This window comes from Kitasatospora sp. NPDC059327, from assembly GCF_042752535.1.
GTDB lineage: Bacteria > Actinomycetota > Actinomycetes > Streptomycetales > Streptomycetaceae > Kitasatospora.
Genome location: NZ_JBHYYB010000005.1, coordinates 179,403 through 197,317 on the forward strand (window position 1 = coordinate 179,403; position 17,915 = coordinate 197,317).

18 protein-coding genes are annotated in these 17,915 nt (G+C 75.5%); 6 read left to right on the forward strand and 12 right to left on the reverse strand.

Translation table 11 applies throughout. The features are described 5' to 3' along the window. On the reverse strand, positions 1-738 hold the full coding sequence (locus ACFXHB_RS05455) for a hypothetical protein (RefSeq protein ID WP_380572315.1): 738 nt from the start codon (positions 736-738) through the stop codon (positions 1-3). Between the two features lie 145 nt (positions 739-883). Here ACFXHB_RS05455 and ACFXHB_RS05460 point away from each other — a divergent pair, with 145 nt between their 5' ends. Together ACFXHB_RS05460 and ACFXHB_RS05465 are read left to right on the forward strand one after the other, a co-directional pair. Next, positions 884-1,492: a hypothetical protein gene (locus ACFXHB_RS05460; protein ID WP_380572317.1), complete on the forward strand. Its 609-nt coding sequence runs from the start codon at positions 884-886 to the stop codon at positions 1,490-1,492. Further along, on the forward strand, positions 1,483-2,922 hold the full coding sequence (locus ACFXHB_RS05465) for an ABC transporter substrate-binding protein (RefSeq protein ID WP_380572318.1): 1,440 nt from the start codon (positions 1,483-1,485) through the stop codon (positions 2,920-2,922). Before ACFXHB_RS05460 ends, ACFXHB_RS05465 begins: the two co-directional genes overlap by 10 nt. 53 nt (positions 2,923-2,975) lie before the next feature. Here the strand turns inward: ACFXHB_RS05465 and ACFXHB_RS05470 are convergent, their stop codons facing one another. The 4 genes from ACFXHB_RS05470 to ACFXHB_RS05485 form a co-directional block, all read right to left on the reverse strand. Beyond that, the gene (locus ACFXHB_RS05470; RefSeq protein ID WP_380572320.1) at positions 2,976-4,136 is read right to left on the reverse strand and encodes a PP2C family protein-serine/threonine phosphatase; all 1,161 of its coding nucleotides are present in this window, start codon (positions 4,134-4,136) and stop codon (positions 2,976-2,978) included. A gap of 104 nt (positions 4,137-4,240) precedes the next feature. Further along, positions 4,241-4,663 carry a MarR family winged helix-turn-helix transcriptional regulator gene (locus tag ACFXHB_RS05475; RefSeq protein ID WP_380572322.1) on the reverse strand — a complete coding sequence of 141 codons (423 nt, stop codon included), beginning with the start codon at positions 4,661-4,663 and terminating at the stop codon, positions 4,241-4,243. 124 nt (positions 4,664-4,787) lie between these two features. Then, complete coding sequence (locus tag ACFXHB_RS05480) at positions 4,788-6,032, reverse strand: M48 family metalloprotease (protein WP_380572323.1); 1,245 nt, start codon at positions 6,030-6,032, stop codon at positions 4,788-4,790. Positions 6,033-6,148: 116 nt separating this feature from the next. Next, positions 6,149-6,913, reverse strand: coding sequence for a universal stress protein (locus tag ACFXHB_RS05485; protein WP_380572325.1), 765 nt, complete (start codon positions 6,911-6,913; stop codon positions 6,149-6,151). A 285-nt stretch (positions 6,914-7,198) separates the two neighbouring features. Here ACFXHB_RS05485 and ACFXHB_RS05490 point away from each other — a divergent pair, with 285 nt between their 5' ends. The 3 genes from ACFXHB_RS05490 to ACFXHB_RS05500 all read left to right on the forward strand — a co-directional run bounded on the left by ACFXHB_RS05490 (position 7,199) and on the right by ACFXHB_RS05500 (position 10,218). Further along, positions 7,199-7,906 (forward strand): M24 family metallopeptidase, encoded by a 708-nt coding sequence (locus ACFXHB_RS05490; RefSeq protein WP_380572327.1) that lies wholly within the window; start codon positions 7,199-7,201, stop codon positions 7,904-7,906. A gap of 134 nt (positions 7,907-8,040) precedes the next feature. Next, a complete protein-coding gene (locus tag ACFXHB_RS05495) occupies positions 8,041-9,180 on the forward strand; it encodes a CapA family protein (RefSeq protein WP_380572329.1) in 1,140 nt (379 codons plus the stop codon). A 480-nt stretch (positions 9,181-9,660) separates the two neighbouring features. Beyond that, entirely contained in the window at positions 9,661-10,218 is a 558-nt protein-coding gene (locus tag ACFXHB_RS05500; RefSeq protein WP_380572330.1) for an NUDIX domain-containing protein, read from the forward strand. Positions 10,219-10,448: 230 nt separating this feature from the next. Here ACFXHB_RS05500 and ACFXHB_RS05505 read toward each other — a convergent pair whose 3' ends face one another. The 3 genes from ACFXHB_RS05505 to ACFXHB_RS05515 form a co-directional block, all read right to left on the reverse strand. Further along, complete coding sequence (locus ACFXHB_RS05505) at positions 10,449-11,183, reverse strand: siderophore-interacting protein (RefSeq protein ID WP_380572331.1); 735 nt, start codon at positions 11,181-11,183, stop codon at positions 10,449-10,451. Positions 11,184-11,288: 105 nt separating this feature from the next. After that, positions 11,289-11,951 carry a TetR/AcrR family transcriptional regulator gene (locus ACFXHB_RS05510; protein ID WP_380572333.1) on the reverse strand — a complete coding sequence of 221 codons (663 nt, stop codon included), beginning with the start codon at positions 11,949-11,951 and terminating at the stop codon, positions 11,289-11,291. A gap of 4 nt (positions 11,952-11,955) precedes the next feature. Next, complete coding sequence (locus ACFXHB_RS05515) at positions 11,956-13,308, reverse strand: MFS transporter (protein ID WP_380572335.1); 1,353 nt, start codon at positions 13,306-13,308, stop codon at positions 11,956-11,958. Between the two features lie 542 nt (positions 13,309-13,850). Here ACFXHB_RS05515 and dhbC point away from each other — a divergent pair. Then, entirely contained in the window at positions 13,851-15,047 is a 1,197-nt protein-coding gene (dhbC, locus tag ACFXHB_RS05520; RefSeq protein WP_380572336.1) for an isochorismate synthase DhbC, read from the forward strand. 98 nt (positions 15,048-15,145) lie between these two features. Here the strand turns inward: dhbC and ACFXHB_RS05525 are convergent, their stop codons facing one another. The 4 genes from ACFXHB_RS05525 to ACFXHB_RS05540 form a co-directional block, all read right to left on the reverse strand. After that, entirely contained in the window at positions 15,146-15,484 is a 339-nt protein-coding gene (locus ACFXHB_RS05525; RefSeq protein ID WP_380572337.1) for a hypothetical protein, read from the reverse strand. A 191-nt stretch (positions 15,485-15,675) separates the two neighbouring features. Next, positions 15,676-16,623: a GNAT family N-acetyltransferase gene (locus ACFXHB_RS05530; RefSeq protein ID WP_380572338.1), complete on the reverse strand. Its 948-nt coding sequence runs from the start codon at positions 16,621-16,623 to the stop codon at positions 15,676-15,678. 74 nt (positions 16,624-16,697) lie between these two features. Next, positions 16,698-16,895: a DUF397 domain-containing protein gene (locus ACFXHB_RS05535; RefSeq protein ID WP_380572339.1), complete on the reverse strand. Its 198-nt coding sequence runs from the start codon at positions 16,893-16,895 to the stop codon at positions 16,698-16,700. Beyond that, the gene (locus ACFXHB_RS05540) at positions 16,892-17,704 is read right to left on the reverse strand and encodes a helix-turn-helix domain-containing protein (RefSeq protein WP_380572340.1); all 813 of its coding nucleotides are present in this window, start codon (positions 17,702-17,704) and stop codon (positions 16,892-16,894) included. Before ACFXHB_RS05540 ends, ACFXHB_RS05535 begins: the two co-directional genes overlap by 4 nt. Positions 17,705-17,915: the final 211 nt, after the last annotated feature.

Genomic DNA, 17,915 nt, shown 5'->3' on the forward strand with positions numbered 1-17,915 from the left:
TCAGCCGACCGGGTGAGCGGGGCCGGCGGGTTCGCTCGGATCACCCGGATCACCCGGATTACGCGGATCACCCGTAGTACTCGGATCACCGGGACCACCGGGACCACTGGGACCACCGGCCGCACCCGGCTCCCCGGGTGCGGCCGGTTCGCAGATCCGGCAGGGAGTGAGCCCCCGGGCCCGGACGGCGGTGGCGTCCACCGGCTCCGCACCGTGCTCGCCGGTCACCAGCGGGCAGCCGGGCCGGTGGTAGAGCGTGCCCTCGGCGACGGCGAGCAGACCGGTACCGGTCGGGCCGGGCCCGTCGGATCCGTCCGGTCCGCCGGTTCCGGCCGGCCCCTCCGGCCCGTCGGGCTCGACCAGCAGGGCGTAGAGCCGTTCGATCCGCCGGTCCGTCAGGTTCCCCGGGGCGGGCGGGTGCGGCGGCGCCGGGGGCCGACCGGGTGCACGCAGGGCGACCAGCACCAGGCCCGCCACGATGAGCGCCGCACCCGGGACGGTGGCGGAGGCCAGGTAGGGGACCTGCTGCTCGACGAAGTCCTCGCCGGAGACCCCGTACCAGCCCAGGACGCACAGGGCCGCCCCGGCGGCCGTGAGGACCCAGCCGGGCCACTCGCGGGCCCCGCGGGCCGTCCGCACCGCGCGGGCGGCCGCGCGCAGCGGCCCCGGTACGGGCCTGGCGCCCGCCCGGTTCGGGGCGGTATGCGGCTCTTCGCCCCCGGATTGCGATTCGTCCATGGATCCGCCTTGATGGTGTCACGTGCGACATTTCCAGGATCGGCCTGGAACAGCATCCGGAGATCGGCGGACCGCCCCGCGCGGTGCGGCCGAGCGGTCGGCACCGCACCCGGGCGGCGCGGCGGAGTTCGTCGAGAGGAACACCATGCGGGTAAGGCAGAGCGGTACCGGTCGGGGCGGTGGCCCGGTCCTGCGGTCGGCGGGCGCGCTGCTCGCGCTGCTGCTGGTGGGCGCGGTCGCCGGGTGCAGCAGCAGCTCGTCCGGCTCCTCGGCCTCGGGGTCGGCCTCGGTGTCGGTCTCCCTGCCGGGGACGGCCTCGGCCTCGGTGACCGTGAGCACCGGTGCGAGCGCCACCGCGAGCGTGAGTGCCGGTGCCACCGGGCCCGCCGATCCGGCGACCGCGACGAACGAGGTCACCGCGAACTGGGAGAAGTTCTTCGACCCCACCACGCCCATTCCCGAGAAGGCCTCACTGCTCCAGAACGGTGACGTGCTGCTCCCGGTGCTCCAAGGCTTCTCGCAGGACCCACGGGTCGGCCAGGTGAAGGCCAAGGTCACCAACGTGACGTTCACCTCGCCGACCGATGCCACCGTCACCTACGAGCTCTCCCTCCAGGGCACCGTGGTCGAGCCGAGCGCCACCGGCCAGGCCGTCCTCGACAACGGTGTCTGGAAGGTCTCCCGCTCCTCGCTCTGCGGCCTGCTCACCCAGGCCGGCGGCGCGAGCGGCACCCCGATCCCCGGATGCAGCTGACGGCCCCGCCGTCCCGCCGGGCCACCGACGCGCTCGTCCGTCGGCGGCCCGGCCGTCGCGTCCGGCGCCGGCCCCCGGCCCGCCGCGCCGCCGCCCTCGCCGCGCTCCTGGCCCTGCTGCCCGCCGCCGTCACGGCCTGCGGCACCCGACTGCCGGACAGCGCGTTCACCCACCGCCCTGCGGCGGCCGGTACGGGCACGGGCGCCGGGGCCAATCCCGCCTCCGACACCGGCGTCACGGCGACGGAGATCCGGATCGGGATCGTCACCTCGCTCACCAGCCCGGTCGGCAGCGAGGTGTTCAGCGGCCCGCGCTACGGCGCCCAGGCCTTCGTCCAGGCCCTCAACGACCGGGGCGGTCTGCACGGGCGCACCGTCAAGCTGGTCACCTGCGACGACGGCGGCAGCGGCATCGGCAACCAGGACTGCGTGCACCGTCTGATCGACCAGCAGCACGTCTTCGCCTTCGTCTCCGGCAGCGTGCTCGACTACGCCGGAGCGCCGTACGTGAGCGGCAAGGGCGTACCGGACATCGGCGGCCAGCCGATCGGCACGGCCTACGACCGCTGGCCGCACCTGTACGGCATCTACGGCAGCGCGGCGCCGCGCGACGGGCAGGCCGTCGGCTGGAACGGGACGCTCTACCAGACCCCCGAGGTGTTCCGCTTCTTCACCGAGCGGCTGGGCACCACCAGCGCCGCCGTGGTCGCCTACAACCAGGCCGACTCGGCCCGCTACGCCGCCCAGCTGAAGGCCGGGCTGGAGGCGGAGGGCTACCGCGTCCTGACCCAGACGGTCGACTTCGCGCTCCCGAACTTCCAGGCGGTGGCCGCCGCCGTCCGCGCCGACGGCTCCCAGCTGCTCCTCGACGCCATGGACACCCGGGGCAACGCGGCGCTCTGCCGGGCCCTGGACGAGGCCGGGGTGCGGGTCGCGGCCAAGGCGACCAACGTCCAGAACTGGTCGCAGACCGTCGGGACCGACTACCGCGCCTCGCCCGCCTGCCGCGACGCGCTCTGGGCGACCTCCGCCAGCCTCAACTACGAGGACGTGAGCCAGCCGGCGGTCCGGGACTTCCGCGCCGCGATGGCCCGCTACTTCCCCGACCGCGAGCCGCTGCTCTCGGCCTGGGAGCTGGAGGGCTGGGCGGGCGCCCAGTGGCTCACCGACGCGATGGACTCCTGCGCGGCCGAGCTGACCCGGGCCTGTGTCGAGCGGTTCATGAACCGTGCCGAGCCCTACGACGCGCACGGGCTGATCCTGCCCGCCTCGTTCGTCCCGCAGCCCCCGCCGACCGGGCCGACCCGGGCCTGTCTGAACGCCGCCCGCTGGCAGGACACCGCCTACGGGGGCCGGGGCGGCTGGGTCACCCAGGTGGCCTCGATGACGACCACCTGCTTCGAGGTGCCGCAACTGCCCTACCGGCCCTGACGGCCGGCCGTGAGCCCGTGAGCCCGTGAGCCGGGTGGCCGTCACGGCCGGCCTCAGCCGAGCCGCTCCACCGCGACGATCGCCGCGTCGTCGTCCAGCCGCCCGCCCGCGTGGGCCAGCAGGTCCCGGCGCACGTGCCGCACCAGGGCGTCCGGGCGGTCGGCGGTCCAGGCCGTGACGCGTTCGGTGAGCGGGTAGAACCGCCGCTTGGGGTCGCGGGCCTCGATCACCCCGTCGGTGTAGATCAGCAGCCGGTCGCCGGGCAGGAAGGGGAACTCGTCCACCTCGTAGCCGCCGGGGGCCAGCTCGCCGAGTCCGAGCGGCGGCGCGGGACGGTGCGCGTTCAGCGCGGTGACACCGTCGGCGCGCAGCAGCAGCGGCGGCGGGTGGCCGCAGTCGATCAGACGGATCACCGAGCCGTCGTCCGGGATGTCCAGGATGACGGCGGTGATGAACGACTCGCCGCTGTCGTTGACGTCCGCCCGGCCGGCGCGGCCCGGCTCGCCGTCCAGCCGCTCGCCGCGGGCCTGCTCGTCGAGCTGGGCGAGGCCCCAGCGGACGCTTCCGTCCAGATAGCCGGCGAGTTCGGGGAGGTCGGCGTGCAGATGGGCGGCCGCGCGGAAGGCACCCAGCAGCAGGGCGGCGTCGCCGAGCGAGGCGAGGCCCTTGCCGCGGACGTCGCCGACCAGCAGCCGGGTGCCGCCGGCGGTGCGGGCCGCCGCGTAGAGGTCGCCGCCGACCTGCGCCTCGGCCTCGGCGGCGAGGTAGACGGAGGCGAGGCTCAGCTGCCCGATCCGGTCCGGCAGCGGACGCAGCAGGACGCGCTGGGCCGCCTCGGAGACGGAGCGGACCTGGGCCAGCTCGCGCTCGTGGCGGTCGCGCAGCACCCGCAGGCCGACGATCAGCGCCGAGACGACGACCTGCGCGCCGAGCTGCGTCTCGTGGTTGGGCGTGGTGAGGCCGTCGCGCAGGGCGCCGATGACGGTGAGGGCGGCGAGTGCGAGCACGGCGACCAGGGCGGTGGTCCGCGCGCCCGCGAAGGAGGCGGTGATCGCGGGGGCGACGATCAGCAGCGGTCCGAGGTGGATCGTCGGCGGCGACAGGATGTCGACCACGGTGATCACCACGATCAGCGCGAGCGGGAGCACCGTCAGCGTGTGGCGGCCGGGCCGCCACGACGGGCGGCGGTCACGGGGACGCGGCCGAAGTGGCACCTCTCCTCTGTACACCGTCCGGGTGGTGCCCCGCACCCCGGGCGGGCCCGCGCGGGGCGGTCGGAGGCCGGGCGAGAGGGCGGTCGGGCCGGGTGCCGGGCGGCTCAGTCCTCGGCGCCGTAGCGGGCGAGGTAGCCGGCGAAGCGCGCGACGTCCTCGTCGGACCAGTCGGTGAAGCGGGCGGTGAAGGCGACCCGACGCTGCTCGCTGGCCTCGCGCAGCACGGCCAGCCCGGCCTCGGTGGCGCGCAGGATCTGGCCGCGCTGGTCGTCCGGATCGGTCTCGCGGCGCAGCAGGCCGAGCTTCTCCAGCGCGGTGACCTGGCGGCTGACCGTGGACTTGTCGAGCATGAAGTACGAGGCGACGTCGGCGGCCCGGCAGCCGCCGCGCTCGTTGATCAGGTCGAGGATGCTGTAGGTGACCAGGGAGAGGTCCGGGTGCAGCTGGGAGGCCTTGTGCCGGGCGCGCCGGGCGAAGGCGGTCAGCTCGCGCTGGATGGTGTCGATCGATGTCTCGCGGCCGGGCACGGCGGTCCTACCTCCTCGGTAATTTGTTGCACTATACAACGATATCGGCCACGATCGCGCCCCGCCGCGCCCGGAGGGGCGTCCCGGCACCGGTGGCGCGCCGGGCCCGGGCGGCGGGCCGGGCTCAGTCGGCCCGCGGGCCGTCGGCCGGAACCCCGCCGTGCGCGGCCCCGTCGGCCGCCGCGGCCTGCCAGGCGCGGGCGGCCGCGATCCGGCGGGTCGCACTCGGATGAGTGGCGAACAGTAGCTCAAGCAGTCGCGGCGGGTCGACATCGGAGACGTTGGCCAGTGCCAGTCTGCGCTGCATGGCGATGAACTGCTCGGTGTCCGAGGTCAGTTCGAGGGCGTGCCGATCCGCCCGGGCCTCGATCCGGCGGCTCACCGCGCACTGGACCGGCCCCGACAGGGCGCCCAGCAGGGCCGCGCAGGCCGCCAGCAGCGGCAGTGCGCGCGGATCCGCCGCGTCCGCCGCCCCCGCCGCCGACAGCAGCGGGCCCCAGCCGGTCAGCAGCCCGAGCAGGCAGACCACCGCCGCCGCCCCCACCGCGCCCAGCAGCGTGCCGGTCAGCACGTCCCGGTGCTTCACGTGCCCCAACTCGTGTGCCACCACCAGCTCCACCTCGCGCGGCTCGGCGGTCGACAGCAGTGTGTCGTAGGCGACGATCCGGCGGGTCGCGCCCAGGCCGGACACGTACGCGTTGAGGGCAGAGGTCCGCCGGGAGGCGTCCGCCACCAGGACGTCCCGCACCCGGACGCCGTCCCGGTCGGCGAGCGCCAGCAGGGCCGTGCGCAGCGGACCGGGCGGCATCGGGGTGAAGCGGTTGAAGACCGGCTCCACCACCAGCGGGTAGAGGAAGGAGAGCGCCGCCGTGAGCAGTGCCGCCGCGCCGGCCGCCGGGACCCACCAGTACTCCGGAGAGCGGTCGGTGAGCGCGAACAGTCCGAACGCCACCGGCAGGGCCAGGGCCAGGCCCAGGGCCAGACCGCGCAGCACGTCCACCGCCCAGCCGCCCCAGCCCTGGGTCACCAGCCCGTACCGGGTCCGTACCGTCCGGGCGCCGGCGGCGAACGGCAGCTGCGCCGCCCGGCCGAGGAGGACCAGCACGGCCGCCCCCGCCAGCACCTCGGCCGTCCGCGAGCCGCCGAACAGGCCGCCCGCCGCCGTCACCAGCCCGGCCCCGGCCGCGGTCAGGCCGAGCAGCAGGGTCAGGGCCAGGCCGGCCAGCCGCCCGCCCAGCGCCCACGGCAGCTGGGCACGGCGCAGCGAGCGGCCCCGGGCGCGTTGCTCCGGGGTGAAGTCGGGGGCGGCGGTGCCGGCCCCCGGAGCGGGGATCGCTGATCCCGGGGAGGGGCTGACCGGGTCTGTCATCTGTCGGCTGTCATCCGTCCGTGAGCTGTCGGCCACCGGCTGCCGGCCGCCATCGGTCGGCCGCCACCCACCGTCCGCCCGCCCGGGCGTGGCCGGCGGCTGCCGGGATCAGCATGTCACTCCCGCGCCGGGCCGGTGGCGCCCCGGGTGCCCGCGCTGAGCAGTTGGTGGCCCAGGTCGATCAGGGCCCTCCCGACGGCGAACGCGTCGCCGACGGGCGGGGCCGGCGCGTCGTGCGGGTCGCGGCGGGCGCGGGTGTCGCTGTGCAGCGCGGTGCCGTCGGCGTCGAGCACGGCGTGCACCCGGGTGAGGTCGCCACTCTCGACGATGTGCAGGCTCAGCGGCCACTCCTTGGTGCGGGCGGCCGGCGCCGCTTCGGGCGCCCCCGTGGTGGCGGTCGTCGTCCGCAGGTCGGCGGGGTGCGGCCGGACGGCGGTGCCGTCCGCGCGGACGATCACCACCGGGCAGCTGCCGTGCACCGCGCAGCGGGCGCTCACCGAGCCGAGCAGCGTCCGGGCGAAGGTGCCGCGCCCCCTGCTGCCGAGCACCAGGAGGTCCGCGTCCTCGGCGAGCTCCAGCAGCACCTCGGCCGCGTGTCCCAGGACCAGGCTCTCCTCGATCTCCACCGGCCGGTCCCGGCCGGCCACCTCGTCGACCTCGGCGGTCAGGGTGCGGCGGGCCGCCCGCTCGAACCCGTCGTCCACCATCGGCACCAGCCACCCGTAGAGCGACGGGTACTCCCAGGCCGCCACCGCCTGCACCGCGGCCCCGGTCAGCACCGCCTGGCCGACCGCCCAGCGAAGCGCCGCCTTCGAGGGCGCGGAGCCGTCGATCCCGACCAGGATCCGCCGTCGGCCGCCGCCGTTCGCCACGTCGTCCATGACCCGTCCACCTCGTCACCTCGACCTCGGGAGCGTCCGCCTCGGGGGGCGTCCACCCTCCACGCTGCGCGTCCGCACGCCCGCCGCGCCAGGGACGCGACGGCCCGGTGCGGCGGGCGATTGGGCCGGTCCGTCCCGGCCGCCGGGACGGACGGTAATCCCGCCGGGGCCCCCGGCCCCGCGGCTACGATCGGTCGGGGCCGCCCGGTCCGGTGGGGCGGGCGGTGGACGTGGTGAGCTGTGGCGCGGCTTCCGCGGGCGCCACCTGGGGAGAGGGGAACCGGTATGACAGTCGAACCGTCCACGGCGCAGGAGGCCCGGCGCGTCGAGGGCCTGGTGTCGGCACAGGAGAAGGCGATCACCCTGTTCGCCGAGATCGAGGCGCGCGGCCTGGTGGTGCCCGGGGTGGGCGAGCGCGAGGCGAGCGACCGGATCCGGGACCTCGCCAACGAGCTGTTCGGCACCACCCGGCACTGGCACAAGCGGATCGTCCGTTCCGGCCCGAACACCCTGCTGCCGTACCGGGACAACCCGCCGGACCGGGTCATCGGCGCCGACGACGTGGCCTTCGCCGACTTCGGCCCCGTCTTCGAGGAGTACGAGGCGGACTTCGGCCGCACCTACGTCTTCGGCGACGACCCGCGCAAGCGGCGGCTCCTGGACGACCTCCCGCGCGTCTTCGCCGCCGGCCGGGACTTCTTCGCGGCCCACCCGGAGATCACCGGGCGGCAGCTGTACGCCGAGGTCGAGCGGCTGGCCGCCGAAGCGGGCTGGGAGATCGGCATCTGGCACGCCGGCCACCTCGTCGGCGAGTTCCCGCACGAGACCAACGACGGGGCCAAGGCCGAGTCCTACATCACCCCCGACAACGACAATCCGCTGCGCCGCACCGACCGGTCGGGCCGGGCGTGCCACTGGATCCTGGAGCTCCACTTCGTCGACCGGGAGGGCGGCTTCGGCGGCTTCTACGAACAGCTGCTCGACCTGGCGTGACGGCGGGCGCCGCCGGGCGGCACGGATGTCGCCGGGCGGCGCGCGCGGGCCCGACGTTGTGCGGACGGGGCGAAGGCGATGCGGGGGAGTGGCGTAGGCTGACCGCTCTCGCATCGACCCCGGGGGGACTTCACATGCGCCGAGTCGCGGCCGCCGTCGCACTGTCGCTCGGGCTGATATCCGTGGCCGGGTGCGGGCCGGACGACCCGCCGCCGGGCCGGGCGGCGTCGGCCGGCGACGCGGCCAAGGCGTCGTCCGCCGGCAGCGCGGGCGGTTCCGCCGCGGCCACGCCCTCCGCCGGCCCCTCGACACCCCGCCCCGACGGCAGCATCACGGTGGCGTTCGCCGGGGACGTCCACTTCGAGGGCCGTACCGAGGCCCGGCTCGCGGTGAAGCCCCCCGAGCAGGCGCTCGGCCCGATCTCCGCGACCCTCTCCGACGCCGACCTCGCCGTCCTCAACCTGGAGACCGCGATCACCGACCGGGGCGCCCCCGAGTCGAAGACGTACACCTTCCGCACCTCGCCCAAGGCGCTCACCGCGCTCAAGGACTCCGGCGTCGACGTCGTCTCGATGGCCAACAACCACGCGGTGGACTTCGGCGCGGACGGGCTCGCGGACACCCTCGCCGCCAAGGACTCCTCGCCGATCCCGATCGTCGGCGTCGGCCGCAACGCCAAGGAGGCCTACGCCCCGTACGTCACCACGGTGCGCGGGGTGAAGGTCGCGGTGGTCGCGGCCAGCCAGGTCGAGGACCTGACCAACCAGAAGTGGCGGGCCGGCGCCACCAAGCCGGGCATCGCCTCGGCGCTGGACGCCGCCGCGCTGGTCAAGGCGGTCGGGGAGGCGAAGAAGCAGGCGCCCGTGGTGCTCGTCTACCTGCACTGGGGCGACGAGGGCAAGGCCTGCCCGACCGGCGCGCAGACCGCGATCGCCAAGAAGCTCGCCACCGCCGGGGCCACCGCGGTGGTCGGCACCCACGCCCACACCATGCTCGGCTCGGGCATGCTCGGCTCCACCTACGTCGGGTACGGCTTCGGCAACTTCCTCTGGTACGGCACGTCCAACTACGCCTTCTCGGACGAGACCGGGGTGACGACGCTGACCCTGACCGCCGCCGGCAAGGTCACCGGGGAGACGTTCACGCCCGCCACCGTCGACGGCCAGGGCGTGCCCGTCCCGCAGACCGGGGCCGCCGCCGAGGCCGCCCTCAAGCGCCGCGACGGCCTCCGGGGCTGTACCGGGCTGGCCCCCGTGCCCGGCTCCTCGCGCTGAGGTCCTCCGGATCCCGGGTGGTGAGCGCCTCGGCCACCGGCCGCCCGCTGCCGGCCGACCGGGCGAGCCGCTCGCGGACCTCCCGGGGGGTGCGCGGCCGCCACCCGGGCCCGTAGCAGCACCGGGAATGGAACGTCACCCCCGCGGCGAGCAGGGCGGTCAGCGCCCGCCACCCCGCCCTGTCCCGCCCGCGCGGCACGGCCAGGTCCTGGCCCGCGTCGACCAGGGCGCCACCGCACCGGGCGCACACGTCCCGGCCCGGCGCGCCGTGCCGCTTCACCGACCGCCGGCAGGGCAGGCAGACGAAATGACGCCGTGAAGTCCGGGAGCGCGTACACATGCCGCCCACGGTAGGAGCCCGGCACCCCGTCGGCACCGGGTTTTCCGGACCGCCGCCGGGGGCGGCCCGGAGCCCCGGCGAGGCGTGAGAGGGTCGGGACGGACAGCGAGGTGGTCGCGGGTGCGGAGGAGAACCGGCCGATGACGGAGTGGAAGACGTACGGCCGGCGGCCGGTCTACGAGTCGCCCTGGGTGGAACTCTGGCTCGACGACGTGGAGATCCCCGGGGTCGGGCGGGTCGACCACCACGTGGTGCGGATGCCGAAGGCCTGCACGACGGCGGTGGTCACCGATGACGCGGGACGGTTCCTGCTGCTGTACCGGCACCGGTTCATCACCGGGCGGTGGGGGTGGGAGGTGCCGGCCGGGTGGGCGGAGCCGGGCGAGGAGCCGGCGGCGGCCGCCGCCCGGGAGGTGGAGGAGGAGACCGGGTGGCGGCCCGGCCGGGTGGAGCCGCTGACCGCGTACAACGCGATGTCCGGCATCTCGACGATGCGGTTCCACGCCTTCCACATGACCGGCTGCACCCGGATCGGGGAGCCGGTCGACCGGAGCGAGGCGAGCCGGGTCGCGTGGGTGGCGGAGGAGGACGTGGTCGAGCTGCTGGCCGCCGGGGAGGTGCCCGAGGGGGCGTCGCTGGCGGCGCTCTCGTACTACCTCGGGCCCTACCGCTCGGCGCGGCGGCGGTCGGCCGGCTGATCGCCGGGGTGTCGGCCCCGGCCCGGCTGATCGCGGACGCGCCGAGCGGTCCGGGGCCGGTTCGCCCCTTGTGGTCGGTCTCGTCGTGCTTCCTGTGGCGCTTGGTGCGGGCGTGGCCCCGGGGGTCGGTGGGTGGCTGGTTGGCTGGTTGGCTGGTTGGTCGCCGGGGCGTCGGTCGCGGTGAGCGGTGCTGGGCGGTGCGGTTCGGGGAGTGGTTCGGGGGCTGGGGTTCAGTCCTTGTGGTCGGCCTCGCCGTGCTTCCAGTAGCCCTTCGCGTGGACGCGGTCCCGGGGGAGGGCCCGGTCGGTGAGCAGGTGGCGGCGGACGGTGGCGACGGCGGTCGCCTCGCCGGCGATCCAGGCTGCCGCGCCGGCCGGGACGTCGGCGGCCAGGAGGGTGTCCGCCAGGAGCCGGCCCTTGGGGCGGGGGTCGTCGCGACGGCTGCCGCGCGGGTCGTCGCGTGGCTCGTCGCGGGGGAGCCAGGCGGTGGTGAGTCCGGCGCGGGAGGCGAGCGGGAGCGCGTCGGCGGCGGTGGCGACCTCGAAGTACGCGAAGACCCGTACGGTGGCCGGCAGTCCGTCGAGCACGGTGAGCGCGGCGGGCAGGGCGCTCTCGTCGGCGGCGAGGAGCAGGTCGGCGGCGTCGCCGAAGTCCGGCCGGCGCCCGCGCGGGCCGGCGAGGCGGGCCCGGTCGCCGGGGCGGGCGACGGAGGCCCAGCGGGCGGCGGGGCCGTTGCCGTGCAGCACGACGTCGATGTCCACCTCCCGCTCGGCGGGCCGGTGGTGGCGGATGGTGTAGGCCCGGGAGGCGCCCTCGGGGATCGTCAACTTGACCCACTGGGTGGGGTGTTCGATCCCGAGCTCGGACAGGGTCGGGCCGGCGAGGGTGATCCGGGTGAGGGTGGAGGTCAGCGGGGTGGTCGCGATGACCTCGACGTCGTGGGTGGGCCGGGGGCGTCGGAACATGAGGACTCCTGGGTGGGCCCGGAGGTGGACACGGGCCGGAGGAAGGGGAGTTCGGGACGGTGGGGCCGCGGCGCGGACGCCGGGCCGGATGGGCGGGGGCTTCGCTCAGTGCGCGGGCCCGGCGAGCTGCCGGTCCAGCAGGGCGTCGACGAAGGCCGGGTCGAGCGGACGGCGCAGCACCAGCGCGCGGTGGTAGAGCGGGGCGAGCAGGGCGTCCAGGAGTGCGGCGGCCTCGTCCCCGGAGGTGCCGAGGCAGGCCCGGGTGTGCGCCACATCGCGGGCGCGGAGCGGGTCGAGGAAGCCGGTGTGCAACAACTCGGCTGTACGGGCGTCCAGTTGGGCATGGCCGAGGAGGGCTTGCAGGACCCGGCCGGCCGGCTCCTCGCCGAGGAAGACGGCGAAGCGGTGGATGTAGGCCCGCAGATCGGCCGGGGTGGCGGGAGCGTCGGGCCAGGTGAGGGCGGGGCCGGAGTCCAGGGCCAGGTTGTCGAAGAGGATGTCGACCTTGGACTTCCACCAGCGGTAGATCGTCTGCTTGGCGACCCCGGCCGCGGCGGCGATGCCCTCGATGGTGAGGCCCTCGAAGCCGTGCTCCACCAGGAGGTCGTCCGCCGCGTTCAGCACGGCCAGGCGCGCGGCCTCGCTGCGGCGGCTGCTGCTCTGCGCGCTGCTGCTGCCGGTGGCGGGTCGGGGCTGGGCGGCGATGGTGCTGCGGTCCTCACGGGCGGGCCGGTGCGGGAGCCGGACGAGGTGCTCGGTCGGGCTCATCCTCTCATGCCCGCTCCGTCGGGACGGTTGTGGGGACGCTCGTCGGGACGGTTGTGGGGATGGCTGTGGGGACGGTCGTCGGCCGCGGGCGACGACCGGTCAGCCCGGCCGCGACACCGACGGCCAGGGCGGCGACCAGAGCGCTGAAGACGACGCCCGCCGTCCGCAGGTCGGTGGCCCGGATCAGCAGGCCGACACCGACCACCGGCACCGAGAGCATCGTGTAGAGGACGGCGAAGAAGGCCGACACCGCCCCGCCCCGCTCGGTCGGCCCGACGCCCGCGTTGATGGCCCCGAGGCCGGTGGCGACGGCGGTGCCGGTGGCGAGGCCGTTGACCACGGCGCCGAGCACCAGCGCCGACAGCGAGGCGGTGAGCAGCGCCGCGGCGATCAGCGCGGCCGCCAGGACCAGGCCGGCGCAGGCGGCGGGCAGGGCGCGCGGCCCGGCCAGGACGCGGGCGGCCAACTGGCCGACGGCGGTGGCGGCGAACGCGAGGCAGACGACCAGGCCGGTGAGCGCGTGGTGGTGCAGGCCGAGGACGGTGGCGAGGAACAGCCCGCTCACGGAGGTGAGGACACCGAGCACGGCGAAGCCGGATCCGGCGGCCAGTGCGGCGCGCAGGAGGGCGGGCCGGACGTCGGCCGGGACGCGCAGCGGCTCGAAGCCGGGCCGGCGTCGGGCGGTGCGGCCGCCGCTGTCGGTGACGCTTTCGGTGGCAGGAGCGCCGCCCGTGGCGGCGGTGCCGCCGTCCGGGGCGGGCCCGGGGACGGCGCGGAGGCCGAGCAGGGCGACGCCGGTGAGGACGAGCGTCACCGTCCAGGGCGAACGCAGCGGGGAGCCTGCCCATTCGGCGAGGACGCCGGAGAGCAGGGTTCCGCCGGCCAGCCCGCCCATGGTGGCGGCGAGGGCGAGGGTCTGGGCGCGCTGTCGACGCTCCGGCGGGGCGAGGTCGAGCAGGGCCGCCGTGGCGGCGCCGGTGATCAGAGCGGCGGAGAGGCCGGAGACCACCCGCGCGACGAGCAGCCAGGGCAGGGCGGTGGCGGCCTCGAAGAGCCCGGCCGCCGCCGCGGCGAGCAGCAGCGCACCGGCGATGACGGGTCGGCGGCCGACCCGGTCGGAGAGGCGGCCGAGGGTGAGCAGACCGGCGACGACGCCGGCCGCGTAGACGGCGAACGTCACCGTGACCGTCAACGGTGAGAAACCGAAGGCCTGTTGGTAGAGCGGGTAGAGCGGGGTCGGGACGGTGGTGCCGGCCATGGTGACCCAGAGGGCGAGGGCGACGGCGGCCCGGGCGAACGGCTTCGTACCGGCCGTCGGGGGGCGGGTCGCCGCGCGGGTCGGGGGTGCGGAGGGCATCGGAGTGCTCCTGGGGGGTGGACGTGGGATCGGGGTGGCCGGGGCGCGGCGGCCGGGCGGGCCGGCGGCGTGGGCCCCGGGAGTGAAAGTAGACGCAACGTTGCGTTGTGATTCGAACGTAGCACTGGACGCAACGTTGCGTCCAGGTTGGCGGCGGGAGGTCGGCGCCGGCCGGTGCGGGGTGGGCCTCCCGGGCGCTCGGGACGGGCCGGTGGCGGTCCGGAACGGGCCTTCGGGGTCGCGAGTTGACGGACTCCCAGGCTCCGGCGCACCCGAATGTATGTGTTAGGTTAGCCTTGCCTAATGTTGCTGGTCAGGGGGAAGGCCCGGTGCGCGTCCGAACCGGGCCGGCGACCGGCGCACCCATGGGCGCGCCGGTGATCGCGCCGGTGGCCGCGGCGGTGGTCGCACCGGTGGTCGTGCCGATCGCCGCACCACCGCCGCGGCCGGGCCGCGGGCCCGCCGCCGACCACGAACCACACCCACCCGCCGACCGCCCCACCCCGGGGCGCCCGGCGCCACTCGCAGACTGGGAGATCCAGGTGACCACGGTGCACCACGCCCCCGCCGGGACGGACGACACCGTCATCGGCGCGGCCAGCGGGCTGCTGGGCCAGTACCGCGCCGCGCCCGACGAGGCGTTCTTCGCCTCGCCGACCCGCACGTTGCTCGCCGAGGGCGTGCACGCCAGGGTGCCGCAGGACGGCCGTCCGCTGCCGGTCCGGGTCGCCGAGACGCTGGCCCGGGCGCGTCGCGACGGGGTCCGGGACGCCCTGGTGGTGGGCGCGGTGGCGTTCGACCACGACGACCGGGCCGAACTCGCCGTCCCCGCCCGACTCCGCAGCTGCGGCGCGCTGCGCGACGACCCGCTGATCGCCCTGCCCGCCCCGGCGGCCGAACCGGTGGCCTGGCGGGTCCGCCCGGTGCCCGAACCCGCCGCCTACGGCGAGGGCGTCACCGAGGCCGTCCGGCGGCTGCGGGCGGGGGAGTTGAGCAAGGTGGTGCTCGCCCGGACGCTGGAGCTGAGCGCCGCCCGTCCGCTCGACCTGCCCGCGATCCTCCAGCGGCTGGCCCGGCGCGACCCGGGCGGCTACACCTTCGCCGTGCCGGCCGGCGCCGGGCGGACGCTGATCGGCGCCAGCCCCGAGCTGCTGCTCTCGCGCCGCGGCGCCACGGTGGTGGCCAACCCGCTGGCCGGGTCCGTGCCGCGCGCCGCCGACCTGGGCGAGGACGTCCGCCGGGCCGCCGCCCTGCTGGAGTCCCCCAAGGACCTGCACGAGCACGCCTTCGTGGTGGACGCGATCCGCGAGGCGCTGGCACCGTACTGTCGGGACCTGGTGGTGCCGGAGCGGCCGACCGTGGTCCGGACCGCCGCGATGTGGCACCTGGCCACCACGATCACCGCCGAGCTGGCCGACCCGGCGGTCTCCGCGCTGGAACTGGCCGCCGCGTTGCACCCGACCCCGGCGGTCTGCGGTTCGCCGACGCGGCCGGCCCGGCAGGCGATCGGCGAGATCGAGCCGTTCGACCGCGGTCTGTACGCGGGAATGGTCGGCTGGGGCGACGCGGACGGCGACGGCGAGTGGGTGGTCACCCTGCGCTGCGCCGAGGCCGACGGACGCACCCTGCGGGTGTTCGCCGGGGCGGGGGTCGTCGCCGACTCCCGGCCGGAGGCCGAACTGGCCGAGACCAGCGCCAAGTTCCGGACCTTCCTGGACGCTGCGGGGGTGCCGAGGTGAGGGTGCCGAGGTGACGTGCTCCGCCGGCCGCTGACCGGTCCGCCGGCCGCCGGCCGTGGCCGGACTCCGGGGTGCCGCCGAGGTCCGGTGGCGGGTGGTCAGGGCCTGGGCAGGTCGATCCGCTCGGTCCGGTAGGCCCCGATCACCTCGATGCCCCGGCTCCCCGTGATGCCGTCCAGGGGCAGCGACTCCGTGTACGGGGCCGTGGCGGGGAGCCCGATGCCGGACAGTGAACCGACCACCTCGATGCCCCAGTACTCCGGTTGTGCGATGAAGACCAGCGGCGACAGGCGAACCGTCATGTTCAGATAGGGCTTGGTCCCGCTCACGACGAGGACGAACGTGCCCGGGACGATCCCGGGGACGGCCTTCACCTCGTCGAAGTCGACCAGGCGCACGGACTCCGACGCCGGCTGCTTCGCAAAGTTCTCCGCCATGGTGGGCCCTTCCGTCCTCGCGATGCCCGCAGGCCTTCTGACGACGCAGGCTAGTCGACGGTCGGGCACGAACCATGCCTGCCACGCGCCGTGCGGCGGGGGCGCGGCGCCCGGCACCCGGGTGGCGGAGCGGGTGGGCGGGTGCGGCGGGCGAGGGGCCGGCGGGCGGCGGGCCGGCCGCGAGGCCCGGGTCAGAGGTCCTTGACGAGTCGGTAGTGACCCGGGCCCCAGCGGTATCCGAGGGCCGAATTGACCGCGATCATCGGGCGGTTGGCCGCCGAGATCTCGGTTCGGGCGGTCCGCACCCGGTGGCCGGCGAGCCGGTGGGCGGCGAAGGTCTTGAGGGTCCGGGCCAGCCCGCGCCGTCGCCAGGGCCGCAGGACGGCGGTGTGGTCGACGCGGCAGGTGTGGGGATCGCCGGTGGCGCGGACGGCGCTCACGCCGACGATCCGCCCCGCGCACTCGGCGATGAACACCCAGTCGGGGCGGCAGCCTTCGCCGGCCACCGCCTCGGCGTACCAGCGGTCGTAGTCGGGCAGGGCGTCGGCGAAGCCAGGGGTTTCGGACAGGGTCTCCCGGTAGAGCCGGTAGAGCTGGAGGGCCGGCTGCGGGGCGGTGGTGGTGGCGAGCGTGGCGAAGCGGATGCCCGGGGGCGGCGTGGCCGGGCGGAGGGTGTCCAGCGTCGCGGTCGCGGTGCGGACGTGGGCGTCGACGCGGTGGCCGCGTGCGGTCAGCAGGTGGAGGAAGGGCTTTCCGGTGTCCGGCAGTTCGCCGAGCAGGCGGCGGGCGCCGGCGCCGCGGGCCCAGCTCTCCAGTACGTCCGTCAGCGGGAGCAGCCGCTCGGGCGGCAGGTCCGCCGAGCCCACCACCAGGGAGGCGACGTCCCCGGGCGGAGTCCACGGGGCCCGCCAGGCGGTGGCGTAGGCGAGCAGTTCGTCGTCGGCCCCGGGGGTCACCAGCCGGATCCGGCCGAAGCCGGTGAGCGCCTTGCCGGGACCGGCGAAGAGGCTTCCCTGTCTGGGCAGTTCGGCATCCTGGGCGCGCAGTGCCGCCGGTGTGACCGGCCGCGCCCCGGTGGCGGACAGCAGCCGGGCCAGCGGCGGGTAGTCGACGGAGGGCTGGAAGGGACGGTGAATCACAATGTGACATTGTACAAGTGAGTGTCGTGGCTCCGTGGCGAAATCGTGCATCCACCCCGTGCGGTGCCGGCCGGTCAGGGGGCCGCTGTCTTCGCGGCCGCGGCGAAGACGACGAAGTCGGACCAGGCGGCGGGGGAGAAGGCGAGCTGCGGGCCCGTCCGGTCCTTGGAGTCCCGGACGCGGACGACGGCCGGGGCGGCGGCGACCTCGATGCACTCGCCACCCGCGGTGCCGCTGTAGCTGGACTTGAACCATGCGAGCTGAGTGCTCATTGCCCCTCCGCCAACTTGCCGATGTACCTCGCCGATGCCTCGGGTGCGAGGGCCTGTCGAAGGATCATTTCATGGCGCTGGGTGAGCACGCTCACCTTCGACGGGTCGGAGTAGAGCAGGCCTGTGGTCTGGCCCTCCTCATTGCCGAGACGGATGTGATCGGTGGTCTCCAGGAGCACGAAGGGGCCGTCGAGCCCAGGGTGGGCATTCCGGGCCGGGACGACCTGGATCGTGATGTGGCGCGGCTCGCCGGCGGTCAGGAGATGGCGAAGCTGCCGTTGTTGCGCCTCCGGCGAACCCATCGGGTGCCGCAGTGCGGCCTCTCCGATCAGGAAGCAGAAGGACTTGGTGGGGGTTTTGAGTAGGCTCTGGCGTTCAAGCCGTGCGGCTACGCGTTCCTCGACCGTCTCGTCGTCCATCCGGGGCAAGTACGAGTTCATCAGGGCCCTGGCGGTCTCCTCGGTCTGGAGCAGGCCGGGAATCAGCTGGTTCTGATAGTTCGACAGAATGACGGCCTCGGCCTCGTAACGCATGTAGTCCTCGGCGAAGTCCGGATACTTCTCCGGCTTCAGGAACTCCTCGCCCGCCGCCAGGATGCCCTTGGCCCCGCACAGCTCGTCGGCGACGTCGAGCAGGTGTCTGGACGGCCGTCGCCGGCCCGCCTCCATCGACCGCAGGCTCTCCACGCTGTACCCGGCCTCCCTGGCCAGGTCCTCGCGGCTCACCCCGGCCCGGGCGCGCCAGAGCTTGACCTGGTTGCCGCAGTACCGCCAGGCCATCGGCCGCGGTGTGGTGGAAGAAGCGCTCATCGCTGAAGCCCCCGGATTCTCGACCGGCCTGCGCCCCGCAGGCTAGTGCGGCTCCGGCCCGGTGGGTGGGCGAACCGTTCCAAACCGCACGTCCGGGTGAACCCGGTGGCGCGCCGGCCGGTCCGGGGCCGTCGCGCCACCGGCCGTCCGGTCGGCCGGCGTGAGTGTCGGACGGCGGGGGGCTTCGCCGCTGTGATGAGCTGGGGGCGCC

Coding starts and splice junctions, on each gene's coding strand:
- ACFXHB_RS05515 (WP_380572335.1), bottom strand. CDS start 13,308: ATGCCCTCCGCACCCCCGACCCGCGCGGCGACCCGCCCCCCGACGGCC.
- ACFXHB_RS05540 (WP_380572340.1), bottom strand. CDS start 17,704: ATGAGCGCTTCTTCCACCACACCGCGGCCGATGGCCTGGCGGTACTGC.
- ACFXHB_RS05525 (WP_380572337.1), bottom strand. CDS start 15,484: ATGGCGGAGAACTTTGCGAAGCAGCCGGCGTCGGAGTCCGTGCGCCTG.
- ACFXHB_RS05460 (WP_380572317.1), top strand. CDS start 884: ATGCGGGTAAGGCAGAGCGGTACCGGTCGGGGCGGTGGCCCGGTCCTG.
- ACFXHB_RS05510 (WP_380572333.1), bottom strand. CDS start 11,951: ATGAGCCCGACCGAGCACCTCGTCCGGCTCCCGCACCGGCCCGCCCGT.
- ACFXHB_RS05500 (WP_380572330.1), top strand. CDS start 9,661: ATGACGGAGTGGAAGACGTACGGCCGGCGGCCGGTCTACGAGTCGCCC.
- ACFXHB_RS05485 (WP_380572325.1), bottom strand. CDS start 6,913: ATGGACGACGTGGCGAACGGCGGCGGCCGACGGCGGATCCTGGTCGGG.
- ACFXHB_RS05495 (WP_380572329.1), top strand. CDS start 8,041: ATGCGCCGAGTCGCGGCCGCCGTCGCACTGTCGCTCGGGCTGATATCC.
- ACFXHB_RS05465 (WP_380572318.1), top strand. CDS start 1,483: ATGCAGCTGACGGCCCCGCCGTCCCGCCGGGCCACCGACGCGCTCGTC.
- ACFXHB_RS05480 (WP_380572323.1), bottom strand. CDS start 6,032: ATGACAGACCCGGTCAGCCCCTCCCCGGGATCAGCGATCCCCGCTCCG.
- ACFXHB_RS05505 (WP_380572331.1), bottom strand. CDS start 11,183: ATGTTCCGACGCCCCCGGCCCACCCACGACGTCGAGGTCATCGCGACC.
- ACFXHB_RS05535 (WP_380572339.1), bottom strand. CDS start 16,895: ATGAGCACTCAGCTCGCATGGTTCAAGTCCAGCTACAGCGGCACCGCG.
- ACFXHB_RS05455 (WP_380572315.1), bottom strand. CDS start 738: ATGGACGAATCGCAATCCGGGGGCGAAGAGCCGCATACCGCCCCGAAC.
- ACFXHB_RS05490 (WP_380572327.1), top strand. CDS start 7,199: ATGACAGTCGAACCGTCCACGGCGCAGGAGGCCCGGCGCGTCGAGGGC.